This is a genomic window from Microbulbifer thermotolerans (assembly GCF_900112305.1).
In the GTDB taxonomy this organism is placed as follows: domain Bacteria; phylum Pseudomonadota; class Gammaproteobacteria; order Pseudomonadales; family Cellvibrionaceae; genus Microbulbifer; species Microbulbifer thermotolerans.
Genome location: NZ_FOKT01000009.1, coordinates 159,072 through 178,268, shown reverse-complemented (window position 1 = coordinate 178,268; position 19,197 = coordinate 159,072). Strand labels below are relative to the sequence as shown.

Genomic DNA, 19,197 nt, shown 5'->3' with positions numbered 1-19,197 from the left:
TGACGCTGTCACAGCTGGCGATCCACTTCCCGGAACGCTTGGAGAAATACATCAGTCTATGACTATTTGGCTGACACAGAATTTTGAACACCCTCCCTAGCTTATGGCTAAAAGCTTCTTTTTTATAGATTTCCACTTGTGTTCCCATCTTTACCTTTCTTTGAGGCTATCTTTCTTATACCTAAGCAATGGAGACAGAAAAAATTCAATTATCCGCCTCTGCCCGGTTTTCACTTCTGCCATTACCGACATACCGGACGACAGCCGAACATACTTGTCCTCCACAGAGAGGCCATCCTGCTTTAAACGCAATCGCGCCTTGTAGATCAACCCCAGCTTCTCATCCTGTACTGCATCATCAGACAAGTTAATGAGTTCCGCATCTATTACGTCGTACTTGGTAAAGTTAACAGTATCGATCTTGACTTCGGTCGTCTGGCTTCCTCCAGCGAATCCTGCCAAGATTTACGAATCTTATAGGTGGTATATCCTTACCGTTTTATTTAGATTTTATAAACATGATTCCAAGTAATCAGTGAAACTTTAATGCAGCGAGCAAATCGTCTCGCCGCACAAAATTTTGCTTACTGCTAGAAATGGAGAAGAATAACTGTCCTTCAGAGGGAAATTTTACAAACTGTTAATCCTTTAAAGAAACCATCCGGCTTGTTTTCGCTTAGAATTGGCTTTGTTGATAGCTCATTTACCTCTATAGCCGGGCGACCATAACCATAAGCGTTGATCGTATAAAACATATCCTTGTAACTAATAACGTCTCCTGAAATATATTCAACAGTCCCATCATTAACAAAATCAGATCTAATGTTATTAAACTCATCCACCACATAATTAATTTTTATCCACACCCCCTTGAGAACTTCATCTCCTTTCCAGGCCACCTGCACCACATCTTCCATATCCCCATTATTATTCATATCGGCTTTAAACTTTTTTACTCGCATCGTTTTCATGATACCCTCCAGGTCTTCAATTTTTTTCTTCCACCTGGAAATATCTACTGGCATCCTATAAGTACCACCTTGAATCAATAGCTTAAGCCCTACACTTGGGTGCATCTCTTGTCCATTCGGAACATAGATCTCACCAGCATCAACAAGATCAGAAAATACATCATACGAATCTAAATTATTTGTAATTTTACCCTTATATTGAGATACCTCATCACAAATGGTTTCATCCTCAGCACGAACAAAACCAGAAACAGACAACAAAAAAGATAGAACTAAAATCAGATTTTTTGACATCACATCACCCATTTAAATATTAAATTTTCTTCCCACATCCATTATCAGTACAGTAATATTTATTTAGCTGTTCGAGACGCATTATTTTGTGATCAACCATGCAATTATAGTAAACAAGCTGTCCCCATCCGCCACTTAAACGGTTGCGACCGGAACACCATTTATTTATATAAGATTCCCATAGCGGCTGCGTATCAATTGCCAGCTTTGGATTTTCATAATTAACTTTAGCGTCTTCTATCTTTTCCTTTATCAATTCATCGAGTTCATCATTATAACTTTGATAGCAAGAAAGCATCTCATCAATCAAACCTTTGCTACATTCTTTATCAATCTCATCGATATTAAAAGCGCAGGCAGAATTGGCACTCATCACAGACAAAAACAATAAGATTTTTTTCATTTATCAATACCTAATTTAAATAATTTAAATTAACCAATAACCTAAATATAATACAAAATTATAGTTAATAAGTTGTCTTTATTTCAAGACTTGTTATATCTGAGCAACCGAAAATTCTTTTCTCCACAACAAGATTTTTCTGTTACAAATGCAGCCATGCTTTATAGGCTATCCCAATTGTTCATCTTATATTGTGTCAGCAGACAACTTAGCATACTGTGCATTTATTACCCGGCACCTGTAAAAAGTGTAGGTATTGAATTTTATCTCAGTAACCTGGCTATCTAATTCATTTTAAATTTAACTTAGGGAACCTCTGATTAAATCACTTTCTGGTGGCAGAGGCTCTTCACGGGTGGATGTGAAGCTCAGGTGATAGGACGGGCATTTCGAAACCGTCGGATACAGGGATGTATCCGTCGGAGCTACAGGGAAGTACTCGTGCGTTTTCGAAATGTCCTTCCTATTGCCTGAGCGCCCCGGAAGCTACCATAGTGTCCACGCGAATTAATCAGAGGTTCCTTAAACTGTTAAAAAATACGATTTCTCTATTTATCAAGCGGTATATCGACAATAGATGCAAAAATACGATTATGGTTAAAGGAATCAACCCAGGGAAAAGCCGTATGTTCCGTATTTCTCTCCTTTTACAGATGCCCGTCCTGTAGACTCCGCTTTGAATAAGGTTTTAATGGTTTTTCCGCCGCATTATCAAAGGAGTGACCGACGATGCTAACTGGCAGCCGGAAGGCTGATTTACTTAGCCACTTGGTGTATCGAATTCCCTTACTGACTGCTTAAATTTTGTGGTGGGAAAAGGAGCGGATTTTCCTCTTGCTCGCACGCCTAGAGAGACCCGCTGATTTAATGTGCGTATCGGAAAAGATGGGCAGAATACTTGGAGTGAAGGATAGATATATTTAGAAACCGTCGGATACACGAGGTATCCGACGGAGCTACTGGGAAGTACTCGTGCGTTTTCGAAATTTCCGTCCTATTACCTGAGCGCCCCAGAAGCTATCATAGTGCTCTCGCGAATTAATCAGAGGTTCCTTAGGGCACTCTCACACGCTATAGAAACTTAAAAAAGTCGAATATATTCAAGGATATGTTCAACCACAGTGCATATCGGACTCTACATTGGCCGACACGCGCACACTGTTGACTGAAACATCCATCTCCCCGGCTGTAGTCATATAGAAAGGTGAAAGCACCATATCCATACGTGTGCCTTTTTCCGCGAGGCATTGCAGAGGTATAGAGATGGTTTTCCACTCACCGGGCTCTGTTACCTGCAACAGGCCGGTTACCGGCAGTTCTGCGCGGCAGTCTGTGCCGCAGGACATGCCCACCAGTACTTCCTCGCTCGGTTCCCGGTTCACTTTTACATCGAACTGCAGTGCGGCACTGGCTTTCAGGTAGCCGCTCAGGTCGGTGCGCTGATTGGCAAAAAGTCCAACGGTGGCCGGGCCCTTTCCTTGCCACTGCAGTCGGCGGCTGTCTCCCTGTACATGGCGATCCACCATCTGTACCCGCAGGCCATTTAATTCAGTGACGCTATCGGTGATGGTGCTGCTTCGGTTACTGCTATCCAGAGCTTCCAGTTTCCAAGGGGCCAGCGCACGGCCTGCGAACAGCTGTAATTCCTCTTCACCGCTGGGTTCACTCAGGCCACTTTCCTCCGGCAGCAATCCCGCGACGTCTTGAGTACTATAGTTCAGACCAAAATCGAAGGCATACTGAACCTTGGGGTTTTCCGGATTTGCGGTTTGCGGCCAGGTAAACGGCAGGCGGCCAGCGAAATCGTAATTCACTTCACCATCCGCTCTGCGGAAAATGACATCGGCCACACCAGCACCTTCACTGCCCGGATGCCAGATTACAACAAAGGCATCAGAGGCGTTGATTTCCGGATTTACCCACAGGGGACGCCCGGTGATAAACAGGGAAACTACGGGAATATTCTGGCTCCGAAGTTTTTTCAACAGTGCGAGATCGGCGTCACCCCGGTAATCCAAATTGGCGATATCCCCCTGCATTTCCGCGTAGGGGTCTTCTCCGAATACCACTATGGCCACATCCGGCTTTTGTGTGAAGCTGCCGTCCACGCTCAGTATGGCTTCGCCACCGACAGATTCCACCGCTTCGGCAATACCTGCGTAAATGGAGGTCGCACCGGGGAAATCACTGTTTTGATTTCCGGTACCCTGCCAGCTGATACTCCAACCACCAGCTTGCTTGCCGATATTATCGGCGCCGTCACCGGCCACCAAGACACGCTGGTCGCGCGCCAGAGGTAGTAAACCGTCACGGTTTTTCAGCAGCACCAGGGATTCACGCACCGCTTGGCGGGCGATAGCGCGGTGTTCCGGTGAGCCAATAACGGATTCGTCCCCGGCCAAAGCCCGCTCTGAGGGCGCTCCCTTTTCGAACAAGCCCGCACGCATTTTGACCCGCAGGATACGCCGCACGGCGTCATTCAGGCGCGATGCCGGGATGGTGCCGTCTTTCGCCTGGGCCAGGGTGTTGGCGTAAAGTGTTTTCCAGTTGGGGTCCGGCGCCATAAACATATCCAGACCGGCGTTGATTGCTTGCGGACAACTGACGGTACTGCAGCCTTCCACAAAGGCGTGGCCGTTCCAATCGCCCACGACGAAGCCATCAAAGCCGAGGTGATTTTTCAGCACATCGGTAAGCAGGTATTTATGACCGTGCATTTTTTCCCCCTGCCAACTGCTGAAGGAGGCCATCACCGTCTGCACGCCCGCCTCTATCGCGGTGAAGTAACCGGGAGCGTGTGTTTTGAGCAATTCCTCCTCTCCAAACTGTGCGTCACCCCGGTCAATACCGCCGGTGGTACCGCCGTCGGCAATAAAGTGCTTGGCGGTGGCAATCACATGTCCCCCGGCAAAAAATTCATCGGTACGAACTTTGCCTTGCAATCCCTCCACCATGGGGCCGGCGTAGCTCGCTACCACTTCGGGGTTTTCGGAGTAGGACTCATAAGTGCGCCCCCAACGGTCATCCTGGACTACCGCCAAGGTGGGGGCAAAGCTCCAATCTATGCCTGTGGCCGCCACTTCGGCTGCCGTGGCGGCACCAACCTTCCGAATCAGGTCGGGGTTGCGCGTAGCGCCTAGCGCAATATTGTGTGGAAACAGCGTTGCGCCGATAACATTGTTGTGGCCGTGTACCGCATCCGTACCCCAGATAATGGGAATGGGCACACCGCCGTCAGAGGTGTCCATAGACGCGTGGTAAAAGGCATCAGCCAGCGCTACCCAGTCATCCACGGTTGCGTATTTATTGTTGTTAGGAAATGAGCCTCCGCCATTGAGAACTGAGCCCAGGTGGTAATCCCGCACATCCTGTGGTGTCACAGCGCGCAGCTCGGCCTGAATCAGCTGGCCAACTTTTTCTTCCAGGGTCATTTTTTCCAGAAGCCGGTCAATCTTGGCTTCCATATCCGCATCCTGGACCAATCCACCGTGCAGAGTCGGCCAATCTGCGCCCACGCGGACTGGGTTGTCGTTCTTATCTTGTGCAACTTTTTCACTACAAGCGGCAATGCCACCAGCCGCCACCAGGCAGGAGATGACCCCCTGGAGAATTCGTTTTTTTATCACCGCAGAACTCCTATTTTTTATCTGCACAGATTTCGTACAACGCTTTAGAAACGCCAATATCTGTTCCCCTTGTACGCAATGTACAGAAAGACGTCGTCCCACTTTAAAAATGCGAGGCAATATGGTCCAGATCACATTTTTTTGGGGTGCGCACGAAAAGTGGGAAGGGGAATGAACGATTTTGGGGCAAAAAAAGACCCGCATTACGGGTCGAAAAGCAACTGACTCCATTCCAGAGAGCGTCAATTGTTAATAGTAACTGCCGGGCAGTGCTCACGCAGAAAATCGTCGTGACTGGGCAGGGTATCGACCATCTGTGCGATGGCCGCTCTCGCGGTTTCCTGGTGCTGGATAATCTGCGCTGCCGGCAGGTTATCCAGGCGGGCATCATAGCGGCGCGGGCGCACCCCCATGCCTTCGAAAACAGAAAACCAACTGGGACTGTGAAAAAGCTCATCAATGCCTTCGCGCAGCGCCCCTTGGCAGCGGAACAGCGCGATGCGTTCCCGCAGCGTCTGCGGGATTTCCGCCTCTTCCTGCCACCAGCGCCAGAAGGGTGTATCCCGGCGGCGGGTGAGGCAGTAGTGCAACACCACGAAATCGCGGATCTCTTCGTAATCCAGACGCATGCGGCGGTTGTACTCCGCTGCAAGCTCTGTATCACAGCTCTTTCCAGGGAAAAAGCGCAAGAAGAAATCCATACCCCGTGTCACCAAATGGATAGCGGTACTCTCCAATGGCTCAATAAACCCAGAGGCGAGCCCGAGGGACAGGCAGTTGTGCTTCCACAGCTCTGTGCGAATGCCGGTACGAAAGGGGATCAATGCCGGCTCTGTGATAGGTTTGCCATCCACAGCTTCCAGCAGGCGCGCGCGCGCTTCATCGTCACTGATAAAGCGGGTATCGAATACATAGCCATTGCCGGTGCGGTGCTGCAACGGGATACGCCAGCGCCAGCCGGCACTTTCGGCACTCGCCTGGGTATAAGGAGTAGTGGCTCCGGTATTCTCAGTCTGCACGGCAACGGCTTTGTTGCAGGGCAGAAAATCTTTCCAGTCCTCGAACTCTACACCCAGCTGTTGTTCGATCAGCAGTGCTCTAAAGCCACTGCAGTCAATAAAGAAATCTCCGCTGATTTCCCGTCCATCGGTCAACCGCACCTTGTCGATAAAACCGTTGTCATGGCTAAAGACTTCAACAACCCGCCCCTCGACACGCTCAACACCGCGCGCTTCGGCATAGTTGCGTAGATAGCGTCCCGCCAGCTTGGCATCCAGGTGCAGTGCATAGCTGGCGCCACCGATTGGCGTTTTCTGTGCTTTCTGCGGCAGATAGAAGCGCCCTTCCCTTGCCATAACAGCACAGGGTGCGTGATCCTGCAGCTCGGAAGAGTGCCCGTTCAACTGTGCCCACAGCCAGGCCTGATAAAATTCAATAATACCGAGGCGCTGCCCTAGAACGCCAAAGGGGTGAAAATAACTCTGTCCTTTTTCCAGCCAATCGTGGAACTGAATTCCCAGCTTAAAGCTTGCCTGAGTTTTTTGGATAAAATCCGCTTCGTCGATACCGAGACCACGCAGCAGTCCGATAAACGGAGGAATCGTGGATTCACCTACACCGATGGTACCGATATCCTCCGATTCCACCAAGGTCACCTTACATACATCTGGCTTGAACTGGTGGGCGAGCACCGCAGCGGCTATCCAGCCGGTGCTACCACCACCCACAACGACGATATGGCGAATTCTGTCGTCTAAATCGAATTTGTCTTTCATAGATTATTTCTGAACCAGGCTATTTTTTCTGCACATAACGCGCAATGAATTCCTGATGCGCTGGCGCTTCCCGCACCGCCTGGCGGACGCTGTCACGCATGCCCCGCAGTCCCTGTAAAAGTTGTGTTTGATCCAACGCATCAGCGGCGAGATTCCAGCTGTGCGGCAAGCAGTCAAATCCAGCGAATATGGCCAGCCAACTGGCGGGCTGAAACATTTCCCAGCGATAGCGCAGCAAATAACCGCTGGATAAAAATACGTTTATTTTCCGCTGCAGGCTTTCCGGCAAATTGCCATTTTTTGCCATAGCGCGACATTCTCTCCAAAAATCACTGTCTTCCCGGCCATTTAGTGCATAGTGCAGTAATACGAAATCCCGCACCCGCTCATACTCAAGGCGTGTCTGTTCATTAAACTCAGTAGCGATATCGGGGTGACAATCCCGCTGAGGGAAGAGGGTTTTCAACCGCTCTATCCCCGTTTCTATCAGTGCGATAGAAGTACTTTCCAGCGGTTCGATAAAACCGGCAGAAAGCCCCAGAGCGATGACGTTTTTATTCCAGGCCCGGCGGCGTATACCCGGTTTGAACCTTATAAGCCGAGGTTCATCCAAGGCGCTTTCACCCAAGCTCTGGGAAAATTCATCCCGTACCTGCTCTGCGTCGATATATCGACTGGAAAAGACCCGGCCGTTACCACTGCGTTCCTGTAAGGGGATATGCCACTGCCAACCCGCACTGTGGGCATTTACCTGTGTGTAGGGTTTTGCTGCGGTCTCGCGCGCGCTGGGCGCCACCCAGGCGCCGTCGCACAGCAGCCAGTGGCTCCAGTCCTCAAAGCCGGTTTGCAGCGCATCTTCGATCAAAAGGCCACGGAACCCGGAGCAGTCGATAAACAAGTCTCCGGCCAGCTCGCGGCCATCGTCGAGTAACAGGCTGTGAACAAATCCGTTCTCAGCCCTGGTAACTCGATGAACAGTAGCCCGCACATGTTCCACGCCTCCGGCCACCGCTTTCTCGCGCAGGAGCGCGGCGAAACGTCCCGCATCCAAGTGCAGCGCCCAGTCATAGACACTGAGTGTGGAGGGTGGGTTGGGCGAGGGCGGAGAAAATTTACCGGCCAGCGCCAAGCCCGCACCTAGAGAGAAGTCTGTCAGTTGTGCGTCCAACCCCGCCTTGCGTGCCCGCAGCCAGTAATGCAGAAAATCCACTTGATTCAGTGACTGGCCGAAAACACTAAAGGGGTGAAAAAAACTGTGGTTTTGGTTTTTCCAGTGGTTGAACTGAATACCGAGTTTGCAGGTGGCGCCGATTGCGCGCATTACGTCCAGGTCCTGCAATCCCAGTCTGTGGCAAAAACGGCGAAAGGTGGGTGTAGTGGCCTCGCCGACACCAATGGTGCCAATATCGGGCGATTCCACCAAAGTGATTTTCAGGGGTGTTCCGGAAAAGTGGCGTTGCAGACTCGCCGCCGCCATCCAACCGGCGGTGCCGCCGCCGACAATCACTAGGGACTTAATTCGTTTGTCTGTTGTCATGGTACAGCTTTGCGCATTGCGCTTATTTTTATAACGAATTTTTGAAACAATTTTTCCAAAAGTTTGCTAAATGAATATTCCTAATAAAAAAAGCCGGCTCCGAAGAGCCGGCACACCTTTTTAGAAACGGGCTCTGACACCGAGTGTATAACGGGGTTCGAACTCGTTCTGGGAGTGATACTGCTCCGCCTCACCGGCGTAATCGATATAGTAATTTTCGATTTCTCCGGTGATATTAGAGCCGTTCAGGAATACGGTGACCTCGTCCGTGACATCGTAGCTGACCTGAGCATCCACATAGTTGGTGGCCTCCTGATACACCTGGAAGCCAGTTCCACCGACGTTGCCATCCTGCAGCCGATCACTTCGGTAGTTGTAGGCAATTCGCGCTTGCAGTTTTTCATCTTGATACCAGGCAACAAAATTGAATTGATGTTCACTGGTATCGTAGAAGGGCAGCTCATTGCCTTTCTTGTCGACGTCGTTACTGCTACTGGGCGAATAGGTGTAGTTGGTGTCGATACCAAAGTTGCCTAACAGGCCGTCGGTAAAGTCCCCAAATGCCAGCTTGGCTCCAAGTTCCACACCTTGAACTTTGCCCCCCTCCCCTTCTACGGGGCCGGTTACGGGTACCGAGCGGCGCACCACACCGTCTGAGTCGGCGAATTCCCGCATTTCAACGGTACCGCCGACCACGAAGCTGTCGATATCCACATGGAACAGCGCCAGATTGGCCATGGAGGCGCCACCGAAGTAATACTCCACCGCTACATCAAAATTGGTAGAGCGCCAGGGATCCAGTTCGGGGTTGCCGCCGGCATTGGCACTGGTAACACAGCGTGTGCCGTATCCATACTCGGGGCAGTCAGAAGTATTAATGTCCAGGCCGCCGCCGTACCACCCCAGGTCCAACGGCATCATGTTTTGACTGGCGGCGAATCGAAGCAACAACTCATCATAGGGTGCTGCAGTCAAATTGAGCGCTGGCAAGACATCGGTGTAGCTGTTTTTGGAGAAGACATCACCGGCATCGATATTGGTATCACCGTAATTCTTGATATCGCCAGTGACATTCTGGCGAACACTGATCTCGGTATCGATCACGCGCAGGCCCAGATTACCGGTCACTATGCCATATTCGAAATCCGCACTCAGAGTGAAGCTGTTCTCCACCAGCCCGACATCGTAACTCTCGCCGGGCACGATTACGCGATAGGCATCGCCAAATACACGTTTCTGGAAGGCTTCCACATCGTCAAAGTCTTTGGGGTCAATAGCCCAGACACCGGGCAGGCCAGAGGTGACTGAGCCATAGTCATCCACAAAAATTACGTTGTTGTAGTCGTATAGTTTGGTGGGGCGGTTGACCGTGTACCCTTGGAATTCTCCGTTGACCAGTTCGCCCGCCTGACACTGGTCCTGATCCATCACCACATCGATCGCTTTCCACTGGGCCTCGCAGCCGGCGGGATCTGTGGCGCCGTTGCCGGCGTAGAAGCGGGAGAAAAGGTGGAACTGTTCAATTTCTACCTGCCGGTCGCTGCGGCGCAGGCCGAAATCCACTTTGGTAATAAATCCGCCCACGGCTTGGTCAAAGTCGTAACTGCCCTTGGCCGAGAAGACATCCAGGGTAGCGTCAGACTCGTTATTGCCCTCGGAAGAGAAGGCGGCCACCGCGTAGCTGTCCAGGTTAGCCATGTAATCGCGCATGGTGGCGCCTGCCCCCAGACCGCCGGAAATCGGGTTATCGAAACCACTCCAGCGCGGATGACTGCCGCTGATATCGTAATGCAGCTCCGGAGTCTCCCCGTAACCCAGCGGGTTGGGATCGATAAAGCGGCCGCCATTCTCCCCCACATCGCCCACATAGCGGTCTTCGTCGTACAGGGCGGCGATATCGGCGGGATAGAAAGGCAATAGTTGCTTGGGCGTATCGTCGCGCCAGTTGGACAGGTCCCCCTGGGCCTGGCCGTTCATGGACAGACGGTTGGCATCGCCGTGAATGGCGCGCAGGCCGCCGCGGAAATTGCCGCCGTTGTCGTAATTCAGTTCAAGGTTAATGTTCTTGGAATCGGACGTATTGGTACGGTTTACTGTAAAGGAGTTGACCCACTGGGCGTGCACATCGTACTCATCCACGGAAAGCCAGCTCTCGCCGTTGTTACCGGCAATCCCAGTATCCGTGTAATCAGTGGGCGTCAGCCAATCCAGTGTCTGCCAGCGGTTGGAAATGTTCAGGCCCACCGCACGATTGTGCTCTTCCAGCTCGGTGTAGAAGCCCTCCGCGACAACATTGAAGCCATTGCCGAGATCCGCCTCAAAGGCCAGATTCATACCTGTGCGGTTGCGTTCCACCACTCGGTTGAAGCTGTCGTAGCCGTGGGGCGCGTTGAAGTTCTTGCCGTCGCCGCCCCAATCGTTATTGCCGAAGACGCCACCGGAAATACCGGAGTAGTTGTTGCCCAGATTCGCTTCACTCTTACTGGCGGAGAATAAAACGCCCATCGTTTCATTGCGCCAGCTCACCAACCCATTAACGGAAGGATCGGTCTCGCCAGTGTAATCGCCCTGGGCCATTTCGGCGGCAACGGTGCTGGTAAAACCCTCGTCGAGCCCCATGGGGCGGAGGGTGCGCAAGTCCAATGTGCCGGTGATGCCATTCAAGGCATTGCTTAGGTCAGCAGATTTGTAAACATTCACTCCGCCCATCAGCTGGGAGGGGATGTCTGTAAGGGTCGGTTGGGCACCGCCCAGATTACCGGCAGTCAGATACTGCTCGCCGTTTAGCAGGGTCATCACCTGTGGCAGGCCGCGGATGTTGGCTGTCGCCCCCTCGCCCGCATCGCGCTTAATCTGAACACCAGATATACGCTGCAAGGAGTCCACAACAGTCACGTCCGGCAACTTGCCGATATCTTCAGCGACAATACCGTCCACCATGGACAAGGAGTCACGCTTGAGATTGACGGCACTCTCCTGAGCGCCGCGCACCCCCAGCACCGTCACTTCTTCCAGTGCCGGGGTTTCTTGACTCTGAGCGATTGTCACACTGCTCATGGTCATTGCCGCGATAGCCGCGGCCATGGATTTTTTCCTAAACCCAAATTGATTGCTCATGGAGTTCTCTCCACCATCGTGATGTCGTTATTTTTTTATCTGCTCAGATGATCGCCGCTACTGCCTAGCGCCAACGGAGTCATCGAGGCGGGAGAATCCTCGGCGAATCGGCAATAGGTGTCGTCCCAGTTTGGGCCGGAGCGGAGAAGATGAGCTATCCCATTTTTCCCAGCGCTCAGTGGGAATCAAAAAATCTCTATAAATCAATAAGTTAAAAACACGTCTCAGTAAATGCCCTCTTCGGCAGGGTATACAGGAGACGTTTGGGATGGTAAGCAACCAATCACAAAACACTGGATCTTGTGCAATTTGTCGTATATTTCTACCGTTGACTGATCACTGCCCTCGCTATCTGGCACGCGCTTCTACACCGCGCTGCACCCGGCAGTGAGAAGAAAATGATCGGATGGACATTGTCCGAGTGTCTCCGCGCCAGTACATAAGAGGCGTCGTGACACCGGTCACAAATTACCCATAGATAAGGAAGGCCACCGTGAAACGTCTATTCCTGCCGCTCGCCCTGGGCACGGCACTACTGAGCAGCAACCCGGCCACCGCCACAGACCCGCAACAACTGCTGAAGCAAACAGAGTCCAAGGTGATCGAGTGGCGCCGCCACCTCCACCAGTACCCGGAGCTCGGCAACCGAGAGTTCAAAACGGCCAAATATATTGAGAAACACCTGAGATCCCTCGGCATGGAAGTGGAGACCGGCGTAGCGCACACCGGCGTGGTCGCTCTACTCAAGGGCGGCAACCCAGGTCCCACAGTGGCACTGCGCGCGGATATGGATGCACTGCCGGTGGCCGAACAAGTGGATATTCCTTTCGCATCAAAGGAAAAAACCGAGTACAACGGCGAACAAGTGGGTGTCATGCATGCCTGCGGTCACGACACCCATGTGGCCATGCTGATGGGCGCGGCGGAAGTCCTGGCTGCTATGCGCGATGAACTGAATGGCAATGTGCTGTTTGTTTTCCAACCTGCGGAAGAGGGTGCGCCGGACGGCGAAGAGGGTGGCGCCGAGCTGATGCTGAAAGAGGGGCTATTTGAGAAATACAAGCCGCAAGTGGCCTTCGGCCAGCACGTGACCTCCACCCTCCCAAGCGGCGTGATCGGCTACAGATCCGGTCCCCTGATGGCGAGTTCGGACGAGTTCCGCATCACCGTCAAAGGCCGCCAGACCCACGGCTCCCGCCCCTGGGGTGGTGTTGACCCGATCACCGCAGCAGCGCAGATCGTCATGGGCACCCAGACCATCGTCAGCCGTCAGATCGATATCAGTAAGGAACCGGCGGTGGTCTCCTTCGGCAAAATCGCAGGTGGTGTGCGCAACAACATCATCCCGGACAGCGTCTTCCTGAACGGCACCATTCGCAACTTCGATATGGACAACCGCCAGCAGATTTTCAAGAAGCTGAAAACCACCGCGGAACGGATTGCGGAGAGCAGCGGCGCCGAAGCCGAAGTGGAAATACTCGAGGGCTATCCGGTAACCGTCAACAATCCCGCATTAACCGAGCAAGCGGTACCCGTGCTGAAAGCGGTTGCCGGGGATAAAAACGTTATGGAAATTCCCAAAATCACCGGGGCCGAAGACTTCTCCTTCTTTGCCCTGGAAGTGCCGGGCTTCTATTACTTCCTCGGCGTAACGCCCGCGGGCACAGACCCCGCCACCGCAGCGAGTAATCACTCACCGCGTTTTTACGTGGATGAAACGGCGCTGAAAACCGGTACTGAGGCCATTACCCGGCTGACGCTGAACTATTTGTCCGCCGCCCGCGGGCAATAAGCCCCAGTCCCGGCACTACCCTGATGCGCTTTCGCTGCTGCGCGCCGGGCGCCGGCGGCGGCGGGGACGCTGGGCGTCACCGCGCGGAGTCTGGCTACTGTCGTTGCGGCGCCGTCCCTGTCCGTTGCCGCGACCGCCATCACTAGGCCTCTTGCCGCCGCTGCGGCGCCTGCCCCCCTTCGCCGGGCCGCCCGACTCCGGCAGTGGCTGGCTCGGTTCAAATCCCGCGACCTCTTCCCGCGGCAGCGCCATCTTGATCAGCCGCTCGATATCCCGCAGCTGTTTGATCTCATCCGCGCTCACCAGGGATACCGCCTGGCCGCGGGCACCGGCGCGACCGGTGCGGCCTATGCGGTGCACATAATCCTCCGGCACATTGGGCAGATCGAAATTCACCACTTGGGGCAGCTGGTCGATATCGATACCGCGGGCAGCGATATCCGTGGCCACCAGTATTTGCACCTTTCCGCTCTTAAAATCCGCCAGCGCCTTAGTGCGCGCATTCTGGCTCTTGTTGCCGTGAATGGCGGCAGCGGTGATATCGTCCGCCTGTAATTGTTTCACCAGTCGGTTGGCGCCGTGCTTGGTGCGGCTGAACACCAGAGCCTGATACCAGTTGTTCTCGCGGATCAAATGGCTCAACAGCTTCTGTTTGCGCCCCTTGTCCACCGGGTACAACTTCTGTTGCACCGTCTCTGTGGTGGTGTTGCGCGGGCTGACGTCAATCTCCAGCGGATCTTTCACCAATCCCTTGGCAAGATTGCGGATTTCCGGTGAAAAGGTCGCGGAGAAGAGCAGGTTCTGACGCTTGGCGGGCAGAAGTTTCAGGATGCGCTTGATGTCGTGAATAAAGCCCATGTCCAACATGCGATCGGCCTCATCCAGCACCAGGGCCTCCAGCTTGTCAAAATGCACAGCCCCCTGGCCGTGCAGATCCAACAGGCGGCCCGGAGTGGCCACGAGAATATCAGCGCCACCGCGCAGGCGCGCGATCTGCGGATTGATTTTCACCCCGCCGAAAACCACTGCATGGCGCAGCGGCAGGTATTTGCTGTAATCCTGCACGTTGTCGAACACCTGCGCCGCCAGCTCGCGGGTGGGGGTGAGCACCAGGGTGCGGACGCGGCCATTGCGCGCGCGCTCTCCCTGGCTTAACCGATGCAACAGCGGCAGAGTAAATCCGGCTGTCTTGCCGGTACCTGTCTGCGCCGCCGCCATAATATCCCCGCCGGCCATCACCGCGGGAATTGCCTGAGCCTGAATCGGAGTCGGCTCCGTATAACCTTTCTCTGTGACAGCGCGGGCAATTTCCCGCACCAAGCCCAGATCTTCAAATAGCATATAAAAATCAACCTCGAGTTGCGTTCCAACGCAATCGCAAACCGTTACGCCCACTTGCGGACGCTGTGAATAATTCGGGTTCCCAAATCGCCGGCGGAAGCCCGCCGCAGCGTTATACCGAAAAACCGAGCGCAGAACTGCGCGTGAACCAGGTACCACCTCTCCCCGCACATTGCACACCAGCACACGGCGACCGCCATCAGCCACCACTTGCGCCTCATAAACCAGATGGATTCCAGGGGGGTGGAAAAAAATTCCGGGGGAAATGCCGGCAGGCCCGACGGCCTGCGGATAACGCAATGCTTTGGCGCGCCACTATAGCACACTCACAGCGACCGCATAGTTTTATTTTCGCAAATACCCGGTGGTTGTAGTCCACCACTTGTTTAGACCGATACGCCAGTAACCCTTGGGACCACAGGGTGGCTATCATAGTATTTGCTGACGGTTGCAAACGCGACCGAGGATTGAAATTGCATTGCGGTGAGGAGTGACTGATGGCGTCTACTTACGATACGTCGGAAAAATGCGAGCCGGGAGAATATGTAACTCTGGGCAATGGGCGCCAAGTGCTGATCAGACCGATATGCAGAAGTGACGGCCAGCTGGAGAAGGACCTAATCGAGGGCTTGTCTCCAGAGACGCGCCGCGACCGCTTTATCGGCGGCAGCTGCAAAGCCAGTGCCAAATTGATTGAACTACTGACCGACAACGATCAACGGCACGAGGCTTTTATCGCCATTGTTACCCAAAATGGGAAAGAGAGAGCCATCGCGGTATCTCATTATGCACTGGATGAAGACGGCCGCGCCGCCGAGTGCGCAGTAGTGGTCAGCGACGACTGGCAGGGACTGGGACTCGGCAGACTGATGCTACAACGCCTGATCGACAAGGCACGCGAATACGGCCTGGAGCGGATTTACTCCATCGAATCTGCCGACAACATGCGCGTAAAACGTTTCGCTGGCGAAATGGGCTTCGAATGCAAAGCGGACCCACGCGACTACACACTGCTGACCTATACTCTGCACCTGCAGCAAATACCGGTCGAAAAGCAATACAACACCGAACGCCAGCCTGCCTACGCCCGCTAGCGTCCGGCACATGGGAAAGCGGCGCGCCGCTTTCCTTCTCCTCCCGCACTTAGGCCTAAACTGTCCATGCACTTCCGCCCCGATGACGACATCAGGTAGCGCCCCATGGACAAAACCATTCCCCCCAAACTCCCGCTCTATATCCATGGCAGCCCGGTCCTTTCCCAAAGCCGCGACTGGATCGATGTAACCAATCCCGCTACCGGCGAGACACTGACCCAGGTGCCCTGCACTACAGAACCGGAACTGCAGCGGGCTGTAGAGGCAGCCAAAACCGCCTTCCACAGCTGGCGAGAAACCCCGGTTCCCACGCGCGCCCGCTTAATGCTCAGATACCAGGAGCTGCTCAAACAGCACCAGGAAAAACTGGCGGAAATTCTCTGCGAGGAGAACGGAAAAACCTACGAGGATGCCAAAGGGGATATCTGGCGCGGCATAGAAGTGGTGGAACAGGCGGCCAATATCGCCGCGCTGATGATGGGGGAAACGGTAGAGAATGTCGCCGCCGCCATCGACTGCTACTCCTACACCCAGCCCCTGGGAGTCTGCGCCGGTATCACCCCGTTCAACTTCCCGGCCATGATTCCACTGTGGATGTTCCCCATGGCCATCGCCTGCGGCAATACCTTCGTGCTGAAGCCTTCGGAACAAGACCCGGTCACTGCCTGTAAACTGGCGGAACTTTTTACAGAAGCCGGCGCCCCCGAGGGCTTATTGCAAGTCGTGCACGGCGGCGGCCAGCAGGTGGACTTCCTGCTCAAACACCCGGATATCAAGGCTGTCTCTTTTGTCGGCTCTGTCCCTGTAGGCCAACATATCTATCGCACCGCCACCGATCATCTGAAAAGAGTGCAGGCCTTCGCCGGAGCCAAAAACCATATGGTAATTATGCCGGACGCCAACAAACAGGTAGTGGTCAACAACCTAATCGGCGCCTCCGCAGGCGCCGCTGGCCAACGCTGTATGGCCATTTCTGTCGCCGTACTGGTGGGCGAGGCACAGCAATGGATCACCGACATCCGCGACGCTATGGCCAAGGCCAAACCCGGCCACTGGAAAGACCCCAACGCAGACTTCGGCCCACTGATTTCACCCGCAGCGCGCAAACGGGTACTGGACTATATCGCCAAAGGCAAGGCGGAAGGAGCCCGCTGTCTGCTGGACGGCTCGGACGTAAAGGTCGATGGCTACCCCAGCGGCAACTGGGTAGGGCCGACACTGTTTGCCGATGTCACCCCAGAAATGTCCATCTACACCGACGAGATCTTCGGCCCGGTGCTCTGTCTGGTCAATGCGGACAGCCTCGACGACGCCATACGCCTAGTCAACGATTGCCCCTACGGCAACGGCACCGCCATCTTCACCGCCAGCGGCGCCGCCGCGCGCAAATACCAGCACGAAATTCTGGTGGGCCAGGTGGGCATCAACGTGCCCATACCCGTCCCCCTGCCATTCTTCAGCTTCACCGGCTGGCGCGCCTCCTTCTACGGCGACCAACACGCCTACGGCAAGCAGGCCGTGCGCTTCTATACCGAAACCAAGACAGTGACTGCGCGCTGGTTTGATTCGGATATTGAACAGGCGGAGCATCCGAATATGACGATTCAACTGAAATAAAACCCAAGGGATCTATAATTAATTCACTTGTTAACGATGCACGCAGGGATCTACTACAGCGCTCACGCGAATTAATCAGAGACGCCCTAATAAATGCAGCGCTACATATCGGTATCCAGAAAAAGAGGTTCTACCGCTAGCTCCAAAGCTTGATTAGCTTGACAATACTCCGGTCTAAGGAAGTTTTAGAGCTTGCGCTGAAAATGGCCAGACCCACTATGCCACTACAGCTCTAAGATCTTTTTCGGGTGCTCGCCGTTCTTAAGCTGGGTCTTTACCACCAAAAGCACAGCCTCAAAAGCTAAAGTCGGCAATGGTCGCGAAAACTTGGTATAAATCCATGTCTCGTAGTTAAACCTGTGTATCTCTGTGTGAGCCGGAGCTTTAGGAGCGGACCAGTGTCCCTTGTGCGCCTTGGTTATAGGCAGGTAAATGCCGTTTCGTGGATCTTGAATGCCAATGCCCGCAAGGTGCAAGTTGGCTCTCGCCTGTGCTATCTCTTCCTGAAGCCATCTCTCTTATTAAGGCTGTTGTAGCAAAATATCTGCCAAATAGGTTTCCAGCGCGGTCATGGTGACCTCGCCCTGCCTGCCTGCGGAAAATAGCGATTGCAGTAAGGCGTAGTCTTGTCCGGAGCCTTCGCGTTCAATAAAGGCCCGAAATACATTGGGGGTTAGCTCGTGCTTCAGCATTACAGCGACGGCTTGCACCAGAGACTGGGTATCTTTCCAGTGGATATACGCGGCTAAGCGGTCTTTCACCACGTCCTCTACTTTTAAGATGGGTATGTCACCATTTGCTGTGGGCACCCTGGTCGTTTGCGTAATCAACTCATCACCTACCGATAAAGGCACGGATGGGAAATCAACCGTCACTTCGGTGGTGTTATTCACGTACACGCGACCTTACTTGTAATAACCCAGTTCGGCCATTGCGCGGTGCAACATTTTAGCCGGAGCATAGCTGGTATTGACCAAGTCAATATCTTTGGTGAGGTATAGGTTGCTGCTGTAAATTTCCACAGCCAGGCCACCCACCAGCACTACTTCTATGCCGAGCTCTGCCAAGTGGCGGACAATAATGGCCGCCAAATCGGTCATGCTGGTATTGCTAAAGTCCATTATTTGCCCTCGCCTCGCGCAGCCACTAACGGCTTACCCGCCTTACGTGGTCGGGTGCGCTGCACTAGGAGGCGGTTTTTCAGCTCGACGGGATAAGCGGCTACGGCGGCTTTTAACAACGCGGTAAGTGGCTCGATATATGGGTAGCGCGGATTTAAGCGGTAGTTACGCACCCGACCAATTAGCTCGCTGACGACCACGCCATCCTCTTCCAACCGAGCCAGTTGCTTTTGCATGGGGTTAACTGGCATACCGTAAAAACCGGCAATTGCACGAGCATAACCCTCGCCGCGCGACATTAAGTACACCAGCGCATTTTCCTGTGATTTAGCCCGCAGGAGCCCCCTAAGAATGAGCATGACTCACGCCTTTGTACCAATAATCAGCCAATATAATTCACTTATTGGTATATGTTAACCACACCTTGGTACACCTTTAGTCCCCTCTTCCCCCCCTTCCCGTAAGAAAGTCTTAAACGCGGCTACCAGTTCGTTTATATCGTTGGCCAT

15 protein-coding genes are annotated in these 19,197 nt (G+C 53.5%); 3 read left to right on the top strand and 12 right to left on the bottom strand.

Annotated features, from left to right (window positions below; all coding sequences use genetic code 11):
- Positions 1–150: 150 nt before the first annotated feature.
- The 7 genes from BM155_RS14955 to BM155_RS14925 form a co-directional block, all read right to left on the bottom strand.
- The gene (locus tag BM155_RS14955) at positions 151–462 is read right to left on the bottom strand and encodes a beta-barrel domain-containing protein (protein WP_217641550.1); all 312 of its coding nucleotides are present in this window, start codon (positions 460–462) and stop codon (positions 151–153) included.
- Positions 463–617: 155 nt separating this feature from the next.
- On the bottom strand, positions 618–1,265 hold the full coding sequence (locus BM155_RS14950; RefSeq protein WP_139223291.1) for a hypothetical protein: 648 nt from the start codon (positions 1,263–1,265) through the stop codon (positions 618–620).
- A gap of 19 nt (positions 1,266–1,284) precedes the next feature.
- Positions 1,285–1,668: a hypothetical protein gene (locus BM155_RS14945; protein ID WP_074903973.1), complete on the bottom strand. Its 384-nt coding sequence runs from the start codon at positions 1,666–1,668 to the stop codon at positions 1,285–1,287.
- Between the two features lie 1,112 nt (positions 1,669–2,780).
- Positions 2,781–5,294 (bottom strand): glycoside hydrolase family 3 protein, encoded by a 2,514-nt coding sequence (locus BM155_RS14940; protein WP_302848371.1) that lies wholly within the window; start codon positions 5,292–5,294, stop codon positions 2,781–2,783.
- A gap of 242 nt (positions 5,295–5,536) precedes the next feature.
- Entirely contained in the window at positions 5,537–7,069 is a 1,533-nt protein-coding gene (locus tag BM155_RS14935) for a tryptophan halogenase family protein (RefSeq protein WP_074903971.1), read from the bottom strand.
- 19 nt (positions 7,070–7,088) lie between these two features.
- The gene (locus BM155_RS14930) at positions 7,089–8,606 is read right to left on the bottom strand and encodes a tryptophan halogenase family protein (protein WP_074903969.1); all 1,518 of its coding nucleotides are present in this window, start codon (positions 8,604–8,606) and stop codon (positions 7,089–7,091) included.
- 120 nt (positions 8,607–8,726) lie between these two features.
- Complete coding sequence (locus BM155_RS14925) at positions 8,727–11,723, bottom strand: TonB-dependent receptor (RefSeq protein WP_074903966.1); 2,997 nt, start codon at positions 11,721–11,723, stop codon at positions 8,727–8,729.
- 493 nt (positions 11,724–12,216) lie between these two features.
- On the opposite strand from BM155_RS14925, the gene BM155_RS14920 reads away from it, so the two are divergent.
- On the top strand, positions 12,217–13,515 hold the full coding sequence (locus BM155_RS14920; RefSeq protein WP_074903964.1) for a M20 family metallopeptidase: 1,299 nt from the start codon (positions 12,217–12,219) through the stop codon (positions 13,513–13,515).
- Positions 13,516–13,530: 15 nt separating this feature from the next.
- Here BM155_RS14920 and BM155_RS14915 read toward each other — a convergent pair whose 3' ends face one another.
- Positions 13,531–14,856: a DEAD/DEAH box helicase gene (locus BM155_RS14915; protein ID WP_074903999.1), complete on the bottom strand. Its 1,326-nt coding sequence runs from the start codon at positions 14,854–14,856 to the stop codon at positions 13,531–13,533.
- Between the two features lie 497 nt (positions 14,857–15,353).
- Between BM155_RS14915 and BM155_RS14910 the strand changes: the two genes are divergently transcribed.
- A complete protein-coding gene (locus tag BM155_RS14910; RefSeq protein ID WP_067155794.1) occupies positions 15,354–15,950 on the top strand; it encodes a GNAT family N-acetyltransferase in 597 nt (198 codons plus the stop codon).
- Between the two features lie 105 nt (positions 15,951–16,055).
- Positions 16,056–17,567: a CoA-acylating methylmalonate-semialdehyde dehydrogenase gene (locus BM155_RS14905; protein WP_074903962.1), complete on the top strand. Its 1,512-nt coding sequence runs from the start codon at positions 16,056–16,058 to the stop codon at positions 17,565–17,567.
- A 224-nt stretch (positions 17,568–17,791) separates the two neighbouring features.
- Here the strand turns inward: BM155_RS14905 and BM155_RS17845 are convergent, their stop codons facing one another.
- The 4 genes from BM155_RS17845 to BM155_RS14885 are packed head-to-tail and all read right to left on the bottom strand — an operon-like array spanning position 17,792 to position 18,996.
- Positions 17,792–18,064, bottom strand: a complete 273-nt coding sequence (locus BM155_RS17845) for an AHH domain-containing protein (RefSeq protein WP_082817547.1) — start codon at positions 18,062–18,064, stop codon at positions 17,792–17,794.
- Between the two features lie 24 nt (positions 18,065–18,088).
- Positions 18,089–18,460, bottom strand: a complete 372-nt coding sequence (locus BM155_RS14895; protein ID WP_139223290.1) for a hypothetical protein — start codon at positions 18,458–18,460, stop codon at positions 18,089–18,091.
- 12 nt (positions 18,461–18,472) lie between these two features.
- Complete coding sequence (locus BM155_RS14890) at positions 18,473–18,688, bottom strand: nucleotidyltransferase (protein ID WP_067155806.1); 216 nt, start codon at positions 18,686–18,688, stop codon at positions 18,473–18,475.
- Complete coding sequence (locus BM155_RS14885; RefSeq protein ID WP_139223289.1) at positions 18,688–18,996, bottom strand: winged helix-turn-helix domain-containing protein; 309 nt, start codon at positions 18,994–18,996, stop codon at positions 18,688–18,690. The genes BM155_RS14890 and BM155_RS14885 overlap by 1 nt, the downstream gene beginning before the upstream one ends.
- Between the last annotated feature and the right edge of the window lie 201 nt (positions 18,997–19,197).